Annotated in this window: 14 protein-coding genes and 1 riboswitch; of the genes, 1 reads left to right on the plus strand and 13 read right to left on the minus strand. The window is 31.0% G+C overall.

Annotated elements, in window-relative coordinates; genetic code table 11:
• Position 1 precedes the first annotated feature (1 nt).
• The 5 genes from AC28QF_RS02460 to AC28QF_RS02480 all read right to left on the minus strand — a co-directional run bounded on the left by AC28QF_RS02460 (position 2) and on the right by AC28QF_RS02480 (position 5,640).
• Positions 2 to 889 (minus strand): branched-chain amino acid transaminase, encoded by an 888-nt coding sequence (locus AC28QF_RS02460; RefSeq protein WP_488199939.1) that lies wholly within the window; start codon positions 887 to 889, stop codon positions 2 to 4.
• 486 nt (positions 890 to 1,375) lie between these two features.
• Positions 1,376 to 2,491, minus strand: coding sequence for a 3-isopropylmalate dehydrogenase (leuB, locus tag AC28QF_RS02465; RefSeq protein ID WP_488199938.1), 1,116 nt, complete (start codon positions 2,489 to 2,491; stop codon positions 1,376 to 1,378).
• An 11-nt stretch (positions 2,492 to 2,502) separates the two neighbouring features.
• Positions 2,503 to 3,081 carry a 3-isopropylmalate dehydratase small subunit gene (leuD, locus tag AC28QF_RS02470; protein ID WP_488199937.1) on the minus strand — a complete coding sequence of 193 codons (579 nt, stop codon included), beginning with the start codon at positions 3,079 to 3,081 and terminating at the stop codon, positions 2,503 to 2,505.
• Between the two features lies 1 nt (position 3,082).
• Positions 3,083 to 4,465, minus strand: coding sequence for a 3-isopropylmalate dehydratase large subunit (gene leuC / locus AC28QF_RS02475; RefSeq protein WP_488199936.1), 1,383 nt, complete (start codon positions 4,463 to 4,465; stop codon positions 3,083 to 3,085).
• Positions 4,465 to 5,640 (minus strand): 2-isopropylmalate synthase, encoded by a 1,176-nt coding sequence (locus AC28QF_RS02480; RefSeq protein ID WP_051263679.1) that lies wholly within the window; start codon positions 5,638 to 5,640, stop codon positions 4,465 to 4,467. Before AC28QF_RS02480 ends, leuC begins: the two co-directional genes overlap by 1 nt.
• 132 nt (positions 5,641 to 5,772) lie before the next feature.
• Here AC28QF_RS02480 and AC28QF_RS02485 point away from each other — a divergent pair, with 132 nt between their 5' ends.
• Complete coding sequence (locus AC28QF_RS02485; protein ID WP_488199935.1) at positions 5,773 to 7,335, plus strand: hypothetical protein; 1,563 nt, start codon at positions 5,773 to 5,775, stop codon at positions 7,333 to 7,335.
• Positions 7,336 to 7,337: 2 nt separating this feature from the next.
• Here the strand turns inward: AC28QF_RS02485 and metF are convergent, their stop codons facing one another.
• From metF to AC28QF_RS02525, 8 genes are all read right to left on the minus strand, one after another.
• Positions 7,338 to 8,294 (minus strand): methylenetetrahydrofolate reductase [NAD(P)H], encoded by a 957-nt coding sequence (metF, locus tag AC28QF_RS02490; protein WP_488199934.1) that lies wholly within the window; start codon positions 8,292 to 8,294, stop codon positions 7,338 to 7,340.
• Positions 8,295 to 8,525: 231 nt separating this feature from the next.
• Positions 8,526 to 8,768 carry a hypothetical protein gene (locus tag AC28QF_RS02495; protein WP_488199933.1) on the minus strand — a complete coding sequence of 81 codons (243 nt, stop codon included), beginning with the start codon at positions 8,766 to 8,768 and terminating at the stop codon, positions 8,526 to 8,528.
• An 11-nt stretch (positions 8,769 to 8,779) separates the two neighbouring features.
• A complete protein-coding gene (gene metH, locus AC28QF_RS02500; RefSeq protein ID WP_488199932.1) occupies positions 8,780 to 11,458 on the minus strand; it encodes a methionine synthase in 2,679 nt (892 codons plus the stop codon).
• On the minus strand, positions 11,449 to 12,441 hold the full coding sequence (locus AC28QF_RS02505) for a homocysteine S-methyltransferase family protein (protein WP_488199931.1): 993 nt from the start codon (positions 12,439 to 12,441) through the stop codon (positions 11,449 to 11,451). Before AC28QF_RS02505 ends, metH begins: the two co-directional genes overlap by 10 nt.
• Before the next feature lie 49 nt (positions 12,442 to 12,490).
• A riboswitch (SAM riboswitch) is annotated at positions 12,491 to 12,610 on the minus strand.
• A 63-nt stretch (positions 12,611 to 12,673) separates the two neighbouring features.
• Positions 12,674 to 13,564 (minus strand): cysteine synthase CysM, encoded by an 891-nt coding sequence (gene cysM / locus AC28QF_RS02510; RefSeq protein WP_488199930.1) that lies wholly within the window; start codon positions 13,562 to 13,564, stop codon positions 12,674 to 12,676.
• Between the two features lie 3 nt (positions 13,565 to 13,567).
• Positions 13,568 to 14,308: a serine O-acetyltransferase EpsC gene (gene epsC / locus AC28QF_RS02515; RefSeq protein ID WP_488199929.1), complete on the minus strand. Its 741-nt coding sequence runs from the start codon at positions 14,306 to 14,308 to the stop codon at positions 13,568 to 13,570.
• 1 nt (position 14,309) lies between these two features.
• A complete protein-coding gene (locus tag AC28QF_RS02520) occupies positions 14,310 to 14,639 on the minus strand; it encodes a 2Fe-2S iron-sulfur cluster-binding family protein (protein WP_488199928.1) in 330 nt (109 codons plus the stop codon).
• Positions 14,640 to 14,659: 20 nt separating this feature from the next.
• The gene (locus AC28QF_RS02525; protein WP_488199927.1) at positions 14,660 to 15,715 is read right to left on the minus strand and encodes an NAD(P)/FAD-dependent oxidoreductase; all 1,056 of its coding nucleotides are present in this window, start codon (positions 15,713 to 15,715) and stop codon (positions 14,660 to 14,662) included.
• Between the last annotated feature and the right edge of the window lie 73 nt (positions 15,716 to 15,788).

Raw genomic sequence — 15,788 nt, forward strand, 5'->3', positions numbered from 1 at the left:
TTTAACTTGCTTTACGTTTATTACGTAATCCTAATACTTCGTTTTTATATAATTTCATTAATTGATATCCGTATGATTTTTCCCATGCTAATGGAAACTGATACTCGTCTAATGATTCTAATCCTACAACTTCTGCCGCTGTTCCTGTAAAAAAACAAGCATCCATATTTTTTAATTCTTCTAAAGTGACATGTTTTTCTTCTAGTGGAATTCCATTTTCCTTACATAAATCAATTATCGTTGATCGTGTAATACCTGCCATAATATGACCACGAGGAGGCGTGTATAATTTTCCATCTTTTTCCATAAAAACATTTGCTCCTGAGCATTCAGCAACATTATCATTCATGTCTAACAATAAAGCTTCATCATATCCTTCTTTTTTTGCTTCATTTGTTGATAAAATTGAGTTTACGTAATGTCCTGTTACTTTTGCTTCAACAAAACAAGATTTTGGATTTGGACGCTGAAAAGAAGACGTTTTTACTCGCAATAATTTATCTCCCATATACTTTCCCCATTCCCAACATTGAATTAATAAATTAGATTTGTTAGATGTTAATAAACTCATATCAGCACCCGTAGTAATTAAAGGTCGAACATAAGCGTCTTTTAAGCCGTTTCGCTCTAACAATTCGTACGTTATTTTCACCAACTCTTCTGCCGTATAATTAAATTTAATATTCATTACCTCTGCTCCATATTTTAGCCGTTTATAATGATCAAGTGCCTTAAAAATCTGAGTTCCGTTTTGTGTGTTGTAAGCTCTTATACCTTCAAAAACTCCGTTACCATAATGTAAGCTCTGACTATATGGACTTTCAACGGCTTTTGCTGCTCTTATAAATTTTCCGTTGTAAAAAATTACGCTTTCTTCTTTGTAGTACATTTTGTTATTTTGTTATTCAAAATTATTTTATTTCTTTTTTATGCGTTCTCTATTATTCTTTCTACAATGATATCCAAACAAAACAAAAACCAGTTAACACCCTAAAAAATAATAGATTACAACTAAATCTATTCACTATTCAATGACAAATAAAAAACCTGTATCAAAATTGACACAGGTTTTTTATTGTATAGCAATAAACATCAGTATCAACTCGGTGGTGAGCTAATAATGACAATAATTAATGCGATAATGTTAAAAAATTGATTCATATTCTTGTAATAAAAAAGGCTTCCTAAAATATAGGAAGCCTTTTAAAAAATTATTTTAAAGTATACTTCCTTTACCCTTGTAAAATAATTACAACGACTACAATAGAAATAATATTTAAAATGTGTTTGTTCATTCTTTTAATCTCAGTTTATAAAAAACATATTGACAAATATAAAAATTTATTTTTAATTACCCTAATTTATTTTCAATATATTAAATAATGGTACTCTGACCTGTATGAATATTTTGAAAGTTGAGGTTACTATCTTCTTGATTGTAAATATAATCTGCAATAAAATCTCCAACTTTACTTGTTCCAAAATTCTTATCAGAACTAATATCTTCTGTAGTTATTCCTAATTCTAATGATTTTTCAACAGCGCTCTCAATCGCTAAAGCTTCTTCGTTTAAACCGAGGTGCTTTAATAACATCGCTGCCGATAAAATAGATGCTAATGGATTTGCGATATCTTTTCCCTTTGCTTGTGGAAAAGATCCATGAATTGGCTCAAACAACGCATTCTCTTTTCCTATAGATGACGAGGCTAACAACCCTATAGATCCTCCAATAACACTAGCTTCATCAGATAATATATCTCCAAATAAATTTTCGGTAAGAATTACATCAAACTGTTTTGGGTTTAAAATTAACTGCATTGCTGCATTATCTACAAATATAAAATCTAACGCTACATCAGGATAATTACTAGCTAAAGCAGTAACTGTTTTTCTCCATAATCTTGAAGTTTCTAAAACATTTGCTTTATCAACTAATGTTAGTTTTTTACGTCTTTTCTGTGCTGCCTTAAAAGCTAAATGAGCAATACGTTCTATTTCTTCTACTGAATAAGAACATCCATCAAAAGCTATTTGCTTATCATCACTAATTTCTTTAATTCCAAAGTAAATCCCACCTGTTAACTCTCTATAAATAGTAATATCCGTTCCTTCAATAATTTCTCTTTTTAATGGAGAGTTATCTATCAATTGCTGATATGCTTTTACAGGACGCTCGTTACAAAATAAACCCAATTCTTTTCTTAGTTTTAATAAACCTTGCTCTGGACGAACTTTTGCCGTTGGATCATTATCATATTTAGGATCTCCAATAGCACCAAACAAAATAGCATCACTTTTTTTACACAAAGTAATTGTTTCATCAGGCAAAGGATTACCTATTTTATCAATAGCACAAGCGCCCATTAACGCTTCTTTAAATATAAACGTATGATCGTATACATTTGCAACTGCTTCTAAAACTTTTTGAGCTTGTATCGTTACTTCTGGTCCAATACCGTCTCCTGGAATTACAGCTATATTAAATTTCATTCTTATATTTTTTATAATGATGCTTCAAAAGCTTCTATTTTATCTTTTTTACTTACTAGAAAATCAATGTCATCATATCCATTAATCATACATAATTTTTTATATGCATTAATTTCAAATTTACTAATACCAACATCTGTTTTAATTACTTGCTCTTCTAAATCAATAATTACAACTGCTTCTGGCTTCTCTGTTACTTTTTTTAGTAATTTCTCTAAATACTCTTTAGAAACTTGTACTGGTAAGATACCATTATTTAATGCGTTTCCTTTAAAAATATCTGCAAAAAAACTACTTATAACTACTTTAAATCCATAACCAGCTAAAGCCCATGCTGCATGTTCTCTACTCGATCCACATCCAAAATTATCACCAGCAATTAATATACTTCCGTTATAGTTTTTATTATTTAAAATGAATTCGTTATTTATGCTTCCATCCTTATGAAAACGCCAATCTCTAAATACATTATCTCCAAACCCCTTTTTATCTGTGGCTTTTAAAAATCGAGCAGGAATAATCTGATCTGTATCTACATTTTCAGTTGTTAATGGAACTGCTGTATCAATTAATTTTACAAATTTTTCCATCTTAATTTAAGTGTTTCGTTATATCAATAATCTTTCCTTCTACTGCAGTTGCGGCTGCCATTAAAGGACTTGCTAAAATTGTTCTTGCTCCTTGTCCTTGTCTTCCTTCAAAATTTCTATTAGAGGTAGAAACACAATATTCTCCTTCAGGAATTTTATCATCATTCATTGCTAGGCAAGCTGAACATCCTGGTTGTCGTAATTCGAAGCCTGCTTCTTCAAAAATAGTTTGTAGCCCTTCATTTTGAATTTGTTGTGCTACTTTTTGTGAGCCAGGTACTAACCAAGCATTTACATTTCCTGCTTTTTGCTTTCCTTTTACATAATTAGCTACTTCTCTAAAATCTTCTATTCTAGAATTAGTACAACTACCTATAAACACATAATTAACTTCTTTGTTAATAAGACTTTCCCCTTTTTTAAAGTTCATATATGCTAATGATTTCTCAAAAGAAGCATCAACTTCATTAGGTATGGTTTCTGAAATTTTTATCCCCATACCAGGGTTTGTACCATAAGTAAGCATCGGTTCAATGTCTTCTGCATTAAAACTATATTCTTGATCAAACATAGCATCAGTATCTGATGGTAATGTTTTCCAATAAGCTACTTTCTTTTCAAATTCACTTCCTTTTGGTGCAAATTCTCTATCTTTTACATAATTAAAAGTAGTTTCATCTGGTGCAATCATTCCTCCTCTTGCTCCCATTTCAATACTCATATTACAAACTGTCATACGACCTTCCATAGACATTTCTTCAAATACATTTCCTGCATATTCACAAAAATAACCTGTACCTGAATTGGTTCCTAATTGAGCTATGATATAAAGAATAACATCTTTAGGTGATACTCCTTTCTTTAATTTTCCATTAACAGAAACTCGTAAACTCTTAGGTTTTTGTAATAATAAACATTGACTTGCAAATACTTGAGCTACTTGACTTGTACCAATACCAAAAGCAATTGTACCAAAAGCACCATGTGTAGAGGTATGACTATCTCCACAAACCATTGTCATTCCTGGTTGTGTAACCCCTAATTCTGGGGCTATAACGTGTACAATTCCATTATTTTTATGCCCTAAGCCATATAAAGTAATATCATTTTCATTGCAATTTTTCGTTAATTGTTCTAACTGATTTCTAGACAACTCGTCTTTAACTGGTAAATGTTGGTTTTCTGTTGGCGTATTATGATCTGCCGTTGCAACAATTTTATTTGGACGTGCAACTGGTATGTTACGCTCCTTTAATTCATTAAAAGCCTGAGGGCTTGTAACTTCATGAATTAAATGTTTGTCTATATATAAAATCTGTGGACCATTTTCTATTGAATCTACCACATGGGCATCCCATACTTTATCAAATAATGTTTTTCCCATTATGCCATTACTATTTTAGATATTTTATTTACTTTTTGCATAATTAAATGAAGATCGTCATCAATTACTTCTTTTTGTTTATCAGCAAAATTTAAAAAAGTTTTATAAGCTGAATCTAATTGTAATTTGGTTAACTCGTATCCTATTTTTTTAGCTCTATATGCTAATGCTGCTCTACCACTTCTTGCTGTTAATACAATAGCACTTTCAGTTACACCTACATCGGCAGGGTCCATTATTTCATATGTTTCGCGATTTTTAATCACACCATCTTGATGAATTCCTGAACTATGTGCAAATGCATTTGCTCCTACAATTGCTTTATTTGGCTGTACTGGCATTCCCATACTTTCACGAACCATTATACTTGTATCATACAATAGCTGAGTATTAATGTCTGTTTGTAAATTCAAATACGGGTGTTGTTTTAAAACCATAACTACTTCTTCTAAAGCAGTGTTCCCTGCACGTTCTCCTATACCATTAATTGTACATTCTATTTGGCGTGCTCCATTCATAACTCCTGCTATAGAATTGGCAGTAGCCATTCCTAAATCATTATGACAATGACAAGATAGAATTACATTTTCAATACCTTTTACATTCTCTCGTAAATATTTCATTTTAGCACCATATTCTTCTGGCAAACAATATCCTGTAGTATCAGGAATATTTAAAACAGTTGCACCCGCTTTAATTGCTTCCTCACATATTTTAGCTAAAAAAGCATTATCTGTTCTACCAGCATCTTCTGCATAAAACTCTACATCTTCTACAAATGATTTAGCATAAGAAACGGCACCAATTGCACGTTCAATTACTTTTTCTCTTGTTGAGTTAAATTTAAATTTTATATGAGAGTCACTAGTTCCAATTCCTGTGTGAATTCTAGGTAATTTAGCGTATTTTAAAGCTTCTGCTGCAACTTTAATATCATTTTCAATCGCTCTTGTTAACCCACAAACTGTAGCATTTTTTACAATCTTAGCTATTTCACTTACTGATGCAAAATCTCCTGGACTAGAAACAGGAAAACCCGCTTCAATAACATCAACTCCTAAAAAATCAAGTCTTTCAGCAATAACTAACTTCTGTTTAGTATCTAATTTACATCCAGGGACTTGCTCTCCGTCTCGTAAAGTGGTGTCAAAAATTTGGACTTTATCGTTTTGCATCTCTATTAATTTATTTACCTTTTATTAATCCAAATGTATATATTAGATTCTTCAATAAGTCGTTTACAAACTTATTGCCTACGACATTAAAATTGAAAAATTAAAACACAAAAGACTGAAAACAAATACGTTATGAAGAAACTCGTTACACTATCCAACCAACAAAACGATGCTCTTTTTGTTTTAATAAAATCTTTATCTAAGTCTGAAAAGCGTCAATTTAATCTTTATGTAGGTCGTTTAGATGGAAATAATGACGCTAAATTTTTTTCTCTTTTTAAGTTTTTAGACAAACAAAAAAAGTATGATGAAAAAATAATTATAAAAAGCGGTATTGTAAGTAAACAACAACTTTCTAATTTAAAAGCTCATTTATATAAGCAAATATTAATTAGTTTGCGAATGAACCCTGCTCATAAAAATATAAGAATTCAAATAAGAGAGCTATTAGATTTTGCTACTATCTTATATCAAAAAGGACTATATAAGCAAAGTTTAAAATTATTAGACAAAGCTAAGAATACTGCTATTGATAATGAGGAAAAAAATATTGCTTATGAAATTGTTGAGTTAGAAAAAGTTATTGAAAGTCAGTACATAACCAGAAGTATTAGTACTAGGGGTGATGAACTAACTATTCAGGCTAAAAAATTAAGTCAGCAAAACGTAATTGCTAGTAAGCTTTCTAATTTATCGCTAAAGTTATACGGTACTTTATTAAAAACTGGATATGTAAGAAATGATGCCGAGCTTAAAAAAGTTAATTTTTATTTTGAATCTAAATTACCTAGTTATGAATATGACAACTTAGGTTTTAGAGAAAGGTTATGGCTATATAAAGCTAATTTATGGCATAGTTTTTTAACACAAGATTTTCTTCAAAGTTATAAATATGCTAACAAATGGGTAGATTTGTTTAAAAACAATTCTAAAAATATTGCTATTCACCCCGTTTTTTATCTAAAAGGAAAAAATTACTTACTAGAAAGTTTATTTTTTATAAAACACTATTCTAAATTTAAAGAAGAGCTAACTTTTTTTGAAAAAGAAATTGAAAATAACTTAATACCAATAAATAGTAATACCGAAATTTTAATTTTTCAATATTATTATGCTAATAAATTACACTTACATTTTTTAGAGGGTAGTTTTTCTGAAGGTGAATATTTAGTAGAAACAATAAATACTAAAATTGAAATCTATAAAAACAGGCTTGATAACCATCACATTGTTGTTTTATTATATAAAATAGCTAGTTTATACTTTGGTATGAACAAAAATAAAGAGTGTATTTTTTATTTAAATAAAATTATTAAATCTAAAAAAATTCATGTTGCTGAAGATTTACAATGTTTTGCTAGAATTTTAAGCTTAATTGCGCATTATGAATGTGGTTTAGATTACGATTTTGAAAGACAATTTAAGGACACCTATCGCTTTTTATTAAAAATGGAAAATCTTCAAGAAGTTCAAAAAGAATTCATTTCATCAATAAAAGCGCTAGGTGATGTTTTTCCTCATCAAATTAAAAAAGAGTTTAAAAAGATTTATGATCGTTTAAAAATTTATGAAAATCATCCTTATGAGAAAAGAGCTTTTTTATACTTAGACATACTTTCTTGGCTAGAATCTAAAATAGAAAATAAACCAGTTGCAGTAGTTATAAAGCAAAAGCTTATTCAAAATAAAAGGTAATTTTAAAATAATGCTTTTGCAATTGCCTTAATATTATCACTTTTTCCCATAGAGTAATAATGTAATAGCGGCACTCCGGCTTCTAATAATTCTTTAGATTGTTCTATACACCACTCTACACCAACTTGCCTAGCTTCTTTGTTATTTTTACAGTTATCTAACGAATTAATTAATATTTCTGGTAAATCAATTTTAAAAACTTGTGGTAATAGTTGCAAATGTCTTTTTACCGAAATAGGTTTAATACCTGGTATAATAGGTACTGTAATTCCTATTTCTCTAGCAGCATTTACAAATTCAAAATATTTTTGATTGTTAAAAAACATCTGTGTTACCACGTAATCTGCTCCTGCATCAACTTTTTCTCTTAACCTCTTTAAGTCGGTTTGTAGCGACGGTGATTCTAAATGTTTTTCTGGATAACCCGCAACACCTATGCAGAAATCTGCTTTGTGGTTTGCTTCAATTACATCGTGTAAATATTTACCTTTATTTAAGTTTTCAATTTGATTTACTAACTCTATTGCGTATTTATGGCCATTTTTACTTGCTTCAAAATAACGTTGATGACTCATTGCATCTCCACGTAAAGCCATTACATTTTCAATACCTAAATAATGGCAATCAACCAATAAATATTCTGTTTCTTCTTTCGTAAAGCCTCCACACAAAACATGCGGTACAGTATCTACATCATATTTATGTTTTATTGCAGCACATATACCCACAGTTCCTGGTCGCATTCTTGTTATCTTTCTATCAAGTAAACCGTTTCCTTTGTCAATATATAAATGTTGCTCTCTAGATGTTGTTACATCTATAAAAGGCGGATTAAATTCCATTAACGGATCTATATTGTTATATAAATCTTGAATATTATTTCCTTTTTTTGGCGGAATTATTTCAAATGAGAATAATGTTTTCCCTTTTGCTTTTTTAATATGTTCAGTTACCTTCATAATTTAAGTACAAAGGCATATTTAACTACATAAATGACGCTATAAATAATGACACCGTAAACATTATAAGTATCTGAATCACAAACTTAATCTCTAAACTATACTTTTTCATTTGTTCTAATTTTATTGATTTTTTTATGCTTCAAAATTACTATCGTTTTTCAGTTTTAATCTTACCTAAAGGATAATTTATTGTTAATTAAATATGCATTATTTTTATGTTTTATATTATTATTTTAATAATTTGTTTTTAACCGATTCGTACGATTCTTCATATTCCCAATAAATCCATCTACCATCTATATAATCTGTTAAAACGTATTTATCACTCAAAGATTTAATTCTACTAATGGCAATTGTTTTTGGTGAGAAAACATCTGCAATAAATTCTTCAGTTATCTCTTTATTATTTTCATCATATCCATGAGAAATAATATGATTCCTTAAATTTAATTCTATGAATTTTACACTCATTATGTTTATTTTTAATTGTCAGCTATTGCAGGATGAAGCCATTTTCTAGCCTTATCTAGCTTAATTCCTTTTCTATTAGCAAAATCACGTACTTGATCATCTGTAATTTTTCCTAACCCGAAATATTTTGCTTCTTCATTACCAAAATAATATCCTGAAACTGCTGCTGCAGGCCACATTGCTAGACTTTCTGTTAATGTTACTCCTATTTTTTCTTCAACTTTTAATAAATCCCAAATCGTTTCTTTTTCTAAATGATCTGGACAGGCTGGATAACCTGGTGCAGGACGAATTCCTTTATAAGTTTCCTTTATTAATTCATCATTTGATAATGTTTCATCAGCTGCATATCCCCAATGTTGAGTTCTAACTCTATGGTGTAAATATTCTGCAAATGCTTCAGCAAAACGATCAGCAATTGCTTGTACCATAATTGCATTATAATCATCTTCTTTTTCTTTATACGTTTTCGCCAATTCATCTGCTCCAAAAATAGCCGTGCAAAATGTTCCCATATAATCTTGCTTTTTAGATTCTTTTGGCGCTATAAAATCTGACAAAGCAATACTTGGTTTTCCTTCTCTCTTTTTAAGTTGTTGACGTAAGGTTCTAAAAACAGCAATTTCTTCCCCTTTTTTCTGAATAGAAATATCGTCATCATTAATTGTATTTGCTTCAAACAACCCAAATACTGCTTTTGGTTTTAATAATTGTTTCGTAATTATTTTATCCAAAATCACCTTCGCATCTTCATACAATTGCGTTGCTTGTTCACCAACTACCTCATCAGTTAAAATATCTGGGTATTTACCGTGTAAATCCCAACTTCTAAAAAAAGGACTCCAATCAATAAACGGCAGTAGTTCTTTTAAACTTACTTGCTCTAATATTTGAATACCTAATTCTTTCGGTTTTCCAATTATCGTAGTTTCCCAATCTATTTTAAGCTTCCTTTTACGAGCTTCTTCTATAGAAACATATGCTTTGGTTTTTCCTCTCTTTAAAAACTTTTCACGAAACTCATCATAATCTTTTTTCAATTTCGTTACGTAAGCGTTACTTGTTTCTTTATTTAATAAATCACTTACAACAGTTACTGCTCTTGAAGCATCATTTACATGCACTACAGCATTTTTATATTGTGGATCTATTTTTACAGCCGTATGTGCTTTTGATGTTGTTGCTCCACCAATTAACAAAGGCACCGAAAAATCTTGGCGCTCCATTTCTTTTGCCAAATACACCATTTCATCTAACGAAGGTGTAATTAAGCCAGATAAACCAATTATATCTACATTCTCTTTTTTAGCAGCTTCAATAATTTTTTCTGGCGGAACCATAACTCCTAAATCAACAATCTCATAGTTATTACATCCTAAAACAACACTCACAATATTTTTACCAATATCATGCACATCACCTTTTACCGTTGCCATTAAAACTTTACCTAAAGCTTGTTGCTTCTCTCCTTTTTCTGCTTCAACAAATGGGTTTAAATACGCTACCGCTTTTTTCATTACACGAGCTGATTTTACAACTTGAGGTAAAAACATTTTCCCTGCACCAAATAAATCTCCAACCACATTCATTCCAATCATTAAATGACCTTCTATTACCTGAATTGGTTTTTCAGATTCTTGTCTTGCTTGTTCTACATCTTCAATAATAAATTCATCTATTCCTTTCACTAAAGAATGTGTAATTCTTTCTTGTAAAGGGAAACTTCTCCATTCTAAAACTTTTGTTTCATCTTGTTTTTTAACTCCTTTTACTGTTTCAGCAAAATCCAATAAACGCTCAGTAGCATCATCTCTTCGGTCTAAAACAACATCCTCAATATGCTCTAATAAATCTTTCGGAATATCATCATAAATCTCCAACAATGCAGGGTTTACAATTCCCATATTCATTCCTGCCTGAATAGCATAATACAAGAAAACAGAATGCATTGCTTCTCTAACAGTATTATTTCCTCTAAATGAAAATGACACATTACTCACACCTCCACTTACACTTACATTTGGTAAATTTTCTCTAACCCAACGTGTTGCTTCAATAAAATCAATAGCATTCTTACGATGCTCTTCCATTCCTGTTGCTACAGGAAAAATATTTAAATCGAAAATAATATCTTCGGATGCAAAACCAACTTTATCAACCAAAACTCGATAAGATCGTTCAGCAATTTCAATTCTTCTTTCATAATTATCAGCTTGACCAACTTCGTCAAATGCCATTACAATTACTGCTGCTCCATAACGTTTTATTTGAGTTGCTTCCCAGATGAATTTTTCTTCTCCTTCTTTTAAAGAAATAGAATTTACAACACATTTTCCCTGTACAACTTGTAAACCTGCTTCAATGATTTCCCACTTCGAACTATCGATCATTAATGGAACTCTGCAAATATCTGGTTCGGCAGCAATCAAATTTAAAAAACGAACCATTGCTTCCTTTCCGTCAATCAAACCATCATCCATATTTACATCAATGATTTGTGCACCTCCTTCTACTTGATGCCTAGCAATTGCTAATGCTTCATCAAATTTTTCTTCTTTTATTAATCGTAAGAATTTTCTAGAACCAGCAACGTTAGTCCGTTCACCTACATTAATAAAATTAGTATATTCACTTAAAATTAAAGGTTCTAAACCTGATAGCTTTAAATATTTATCTTGTTTTATTTGCATTTTCTTGGTTGATATTTAGCTGCTAATTCTGCAATTGCAGAAATATGCTCAGGTGTTGTTCCGCAACACCCACCTATAATATTGATTAAATCTTTCTTTAAATAATCTTCAATTTGATCTGCCATTTCCTCAGCAGTTTCATCATATTCTCCAAAAGCATTTGGTAGTCCTGCATTAGGATGCGCAGATATAGCAAATTCTGTTTTTGATGAAATTGCTTCTAAATGTGGTTGTAATAAATTAGCACCTAGTGCACAATTAAATCCTACAGACAATAACGGAATATGAGACACCGAAATTAAAAATGCCTCGGCTGTTTGCCCTGATAAAGTTCTACCACTTGCATCGGTAATCGTACCACTTAACATTATTGGAATGTCAATTTTACGTTCATCTTTTACTTCTTCTATTGCAAATAAAGCTGCTTTAGCATTTAATGTATCAAAAACAGTTTCTACTAGTAAAAGATCAGCACCACCATCTATCAAAGCTTCAACTTGTAGTTTATAAGCTATACGTAATTCATCAAAAGTAACCGCTCTATAACCAGGGTCATTAACATCTGGAGACATACTTGCAGTTCTATTTGTTGGTCCAATTGAGCCTGCTACAAATCTTGGCTTGTGGGGTTCTTTTGCGGTAAATTTATCTGCGACTTCTTTCGCTATTCTTGCAGACTCATAATTTAATTCATATACCAAATCTTCCATTTGGTAATCGGCCATTGCAATAGTAGTCCCTGAAAAAGTATTCGTTTCTATAATATCTGCACCTGCTTCAAAATATTTTGCATGCACTTCTTTAATTGCCTTAGGTTGCGTTATAGACAATAAATCATTGTTTCCTTGTAGTGGTGTTGGATATTCTTTAAATCGTTCTCCTCGAAAATCCTCTTCAGTAAACTTATATGCTTGTAGCATAGTTCCCATAGCTCCATCGAGTACGAGAATTCGTTTTTGTATTTCTTTATAAATGTTTGGCATTCCTGATATTGTATTATAGAAGTTATCAGGAAAAAGAGGAAAGTTCTTTCCGTTATCTCTCTTAAGTACTATTGTATTAGTATTTAAGTAGAATTTAGCACCTTCTTTGTTTGCACAAAGGGTTGCTAAGGTTTCATAGGGTCTATCCCTCCACCTTTCTTGATAACATTCGTATTAAGTTAATGAACTAAAACACAAATAAACAATTTTTTTTTGTTTTTACCTCGCTTTTTTAATAATTATATAAATTAGATGATAAATATCTATCGCCGATATCGCAAATAATGACCACAATAATACCACTTTCAATTTTTTCTGCAACCTGAAGCGCTACATGCACTGCACCTCCGCTACTCATTCCTCCAAATACACCTTCTTGACTAGCTAATTTACGTGTCATGTTTCGTGCTTGATTCTCACTTACTTCAATAATTTCATCTACTTTTGATCTATCAAAAATCTTTGGTAAATATTCTTCCGACCATTTTCTAATTCCTGGTATACTTGAACCATCAGTTGGTTGTGCTCCAATAATTTGAATATTTGGGTTTTGTTCTTTTAAATAGGTAGAAACCCCCATTATTGTTCCCGTAGTTCCCATAGCCGACACAAAATGTGTTACCCCTCCTTCAGTATCTTTCCAAATTTCTGGTCCCGTAGTTTTATAATGTGCTTTCCAATTATCACTATTTTCAAATTGATTCAACATAAAATAGCCTTTCTTATATCGTAATTTCTGAGCTAGATCTCTTGCTCCTTCTATACCTTCTTCTTTTGGTGTTAACAATACTTCTGCTCCGTATGCCTTCATTGTTTTCACTCGTTCTTCTGTAGCATTTTCTGGCATTACCAATGTCATATGCAACCCTAGTACTTTTGATATAAACGCCAGAGCAATTCCTGTATTACCACTTGTTGCTTCTACTAAATGATCTCCTTTTTTTATATTTCTTCGGTTTAAAGCTTCAAAAATCATATTATAAGCAGCTCTGTCTTTGACACTTCCTCCTGGATTATTTCCTTCTAGTTTTAAAAACAGACGCACTCCTTCTTTATTTAAAATATTACTTACCTCTATTAAAGGTGTATTACCTACAAAATCTGTTATTTTTTTTGCTTTCATAATTTATTTTTCTTCTAGTGAAATAATTTTATTTTCTGATTGATAGATTACTAACGATTTCGGTGGCACAGATTCAGTAACACATACATTAGCTCCTATAATACTACTTTCACCAATAATAACTTCGCCTCCTAAAATAGTAGCATTTGCATAAATAGTTACGTTGTTTTCTATTGTTGGGTGTCTTTTTGTTTCTGCTAAACTCTTTTTAACTTGAATTCCTCCTAATGTTACTCCTTGATATATTTTTACATTCTCCTTTATTAATGTCGTTTCACCAATAACAATTCCAGTAGCATGATCTATAAAAAAAGAATTTCCAATCGTTGCACCTGGATGAATATCTGTACCTGTTACCCCATGTGTATATTCGCTCATCATTCTTGGTAAAACTGGTACTTTCAATTTTATTAATTCATGACTTAAACGATATACTGCTATCGCATGAAAGCCAGGATATGCTAAATATACCTCCCTTAAGCTTTTTGCTGCTGGGTCGGTTTTTTCAAAGGCAATAGCATCTAAATCTAATTTCTGACGAATTTCTTTAAATTTAGCTTTATAAAGTAACCAAGTTATACTTGCTTCCTTTATGTCTAATTTACCAGTTATGTCAAAAAATAAATTTTCTATCGTTTTTATATTCTCTTCGTAATACTGCTCATCAAAAAGGGCATAAAATAATTTCTTTGTAAACTCTTCTACAGTATCTTTTAATGTAAGTGTGTAGTTTTTAAATGACATATTACATTTCGGGTGCTAATTCAACTTCTAATCCTTCTAATTCTGGCTTCATTTGAATTTGACAACCTAAACGACTATTATCTTCTACGTGAAACGCTTCTGCAAGCATCATATCTTCATCAATTCCCATTTCTGGTAATTCATGTTCAGATTTTACATAACATTGACAAGAAGCACACATTGCCATACCACCACAAACCCCAATAGTACCCTCTTCTGCTAATTCGTAAGAACGAATTACTTCCATTAAATTCATTGCCATATCTGTTGGCGCTATAATTTTATGAAGTACTCCTTTTCTATCTATTATTTTTATATTGATATCTGACATTATAATACTATTAAATCATTTTACTGAATTGCTTTTACAACTGCTTTTGGCGCTTCTTTTCTAGTCCCATCAAAACCTTCAACCCCACCAACAGTAGTATACTTCATTACATATTTTTTATCTGGATGGATACGTTTATAAGCACTTTGACACATTAAGGTTGCCTCGTGAAATCCACATAAAATTAATTTTAACTTACCTGGATATGTATTTACATCACCAATAGCATAAATACCAGGAATATTCGTTTGATAATCTAGAGCGTTATTCACTTTAATTGCATTTTTCTCAATTTCTAATCCCCAATTAGCAATAGGTCCCAATTTTGGAGACAAACCAAATAACGGTATAAAATGATCTGTATCTATAATAAAAGGTTCTTCACCTTTTTTCTCAACAGCAACACCTGTAACGTGTTCTTTTCCTAAAATCCCTTTTACTTCAGCTGGAGTTATTAAATTAATTTTTCCTAAGTTTTTTAGCTCTTGTACTCTATCTACGCTATCTAAAGCTCCTCTAAATTCATTTCTACGGTGTATTAATGTTACTTCAGATGCTACGTCAGATAAAAAAACTGCCCAATCTAAAGCTGAATCTCCACCTCCAGAAATTACTACTTTTTTATCTCTATATAATTCTGGATCTCTAATAATATACTCAACTCCTTTATCTTCAAAATCAGCAATATTAGGAATCGGTGGTTTACGTGGCTCAAAACTACCTAAACCTCCTGCAATAGCTACCACAGGTGCTTGATGCTCTGTTCCTTTATTGGTGGTTACAATAAAAGTTCCGTCTTCTTGTTTTTCAATAGTATTTGCACGTTCTCCTAACGTAAAACCAGGTTTAAACTGTTTTGTTTGTTCTATCAATTTATCAGTTAAATCTCCTGCTAAAATTTCTGGATATGCTGGAATATCATAAATAGGTTTTTTAGGGTATATTTCTGAACACTGCCCTCCTGGTTGTGGTAATGCATCTATTAAATGACATTTTAATTTTAACAATCCTGCTTCAAAAATGGTAAATAATCCTGTAGGTCCTGCCCCTATAATTAATATATCTGTATGTATCATTGGTGTTTGTATTATTCCTGCGATACAGGAACTTTAATTCTTTTATTTCTTATTCTGTAAAAGTTATAATCTT

It is taken from the genome of Tenacibaculum sp. M1.3A (assembly GCF_057732375.1).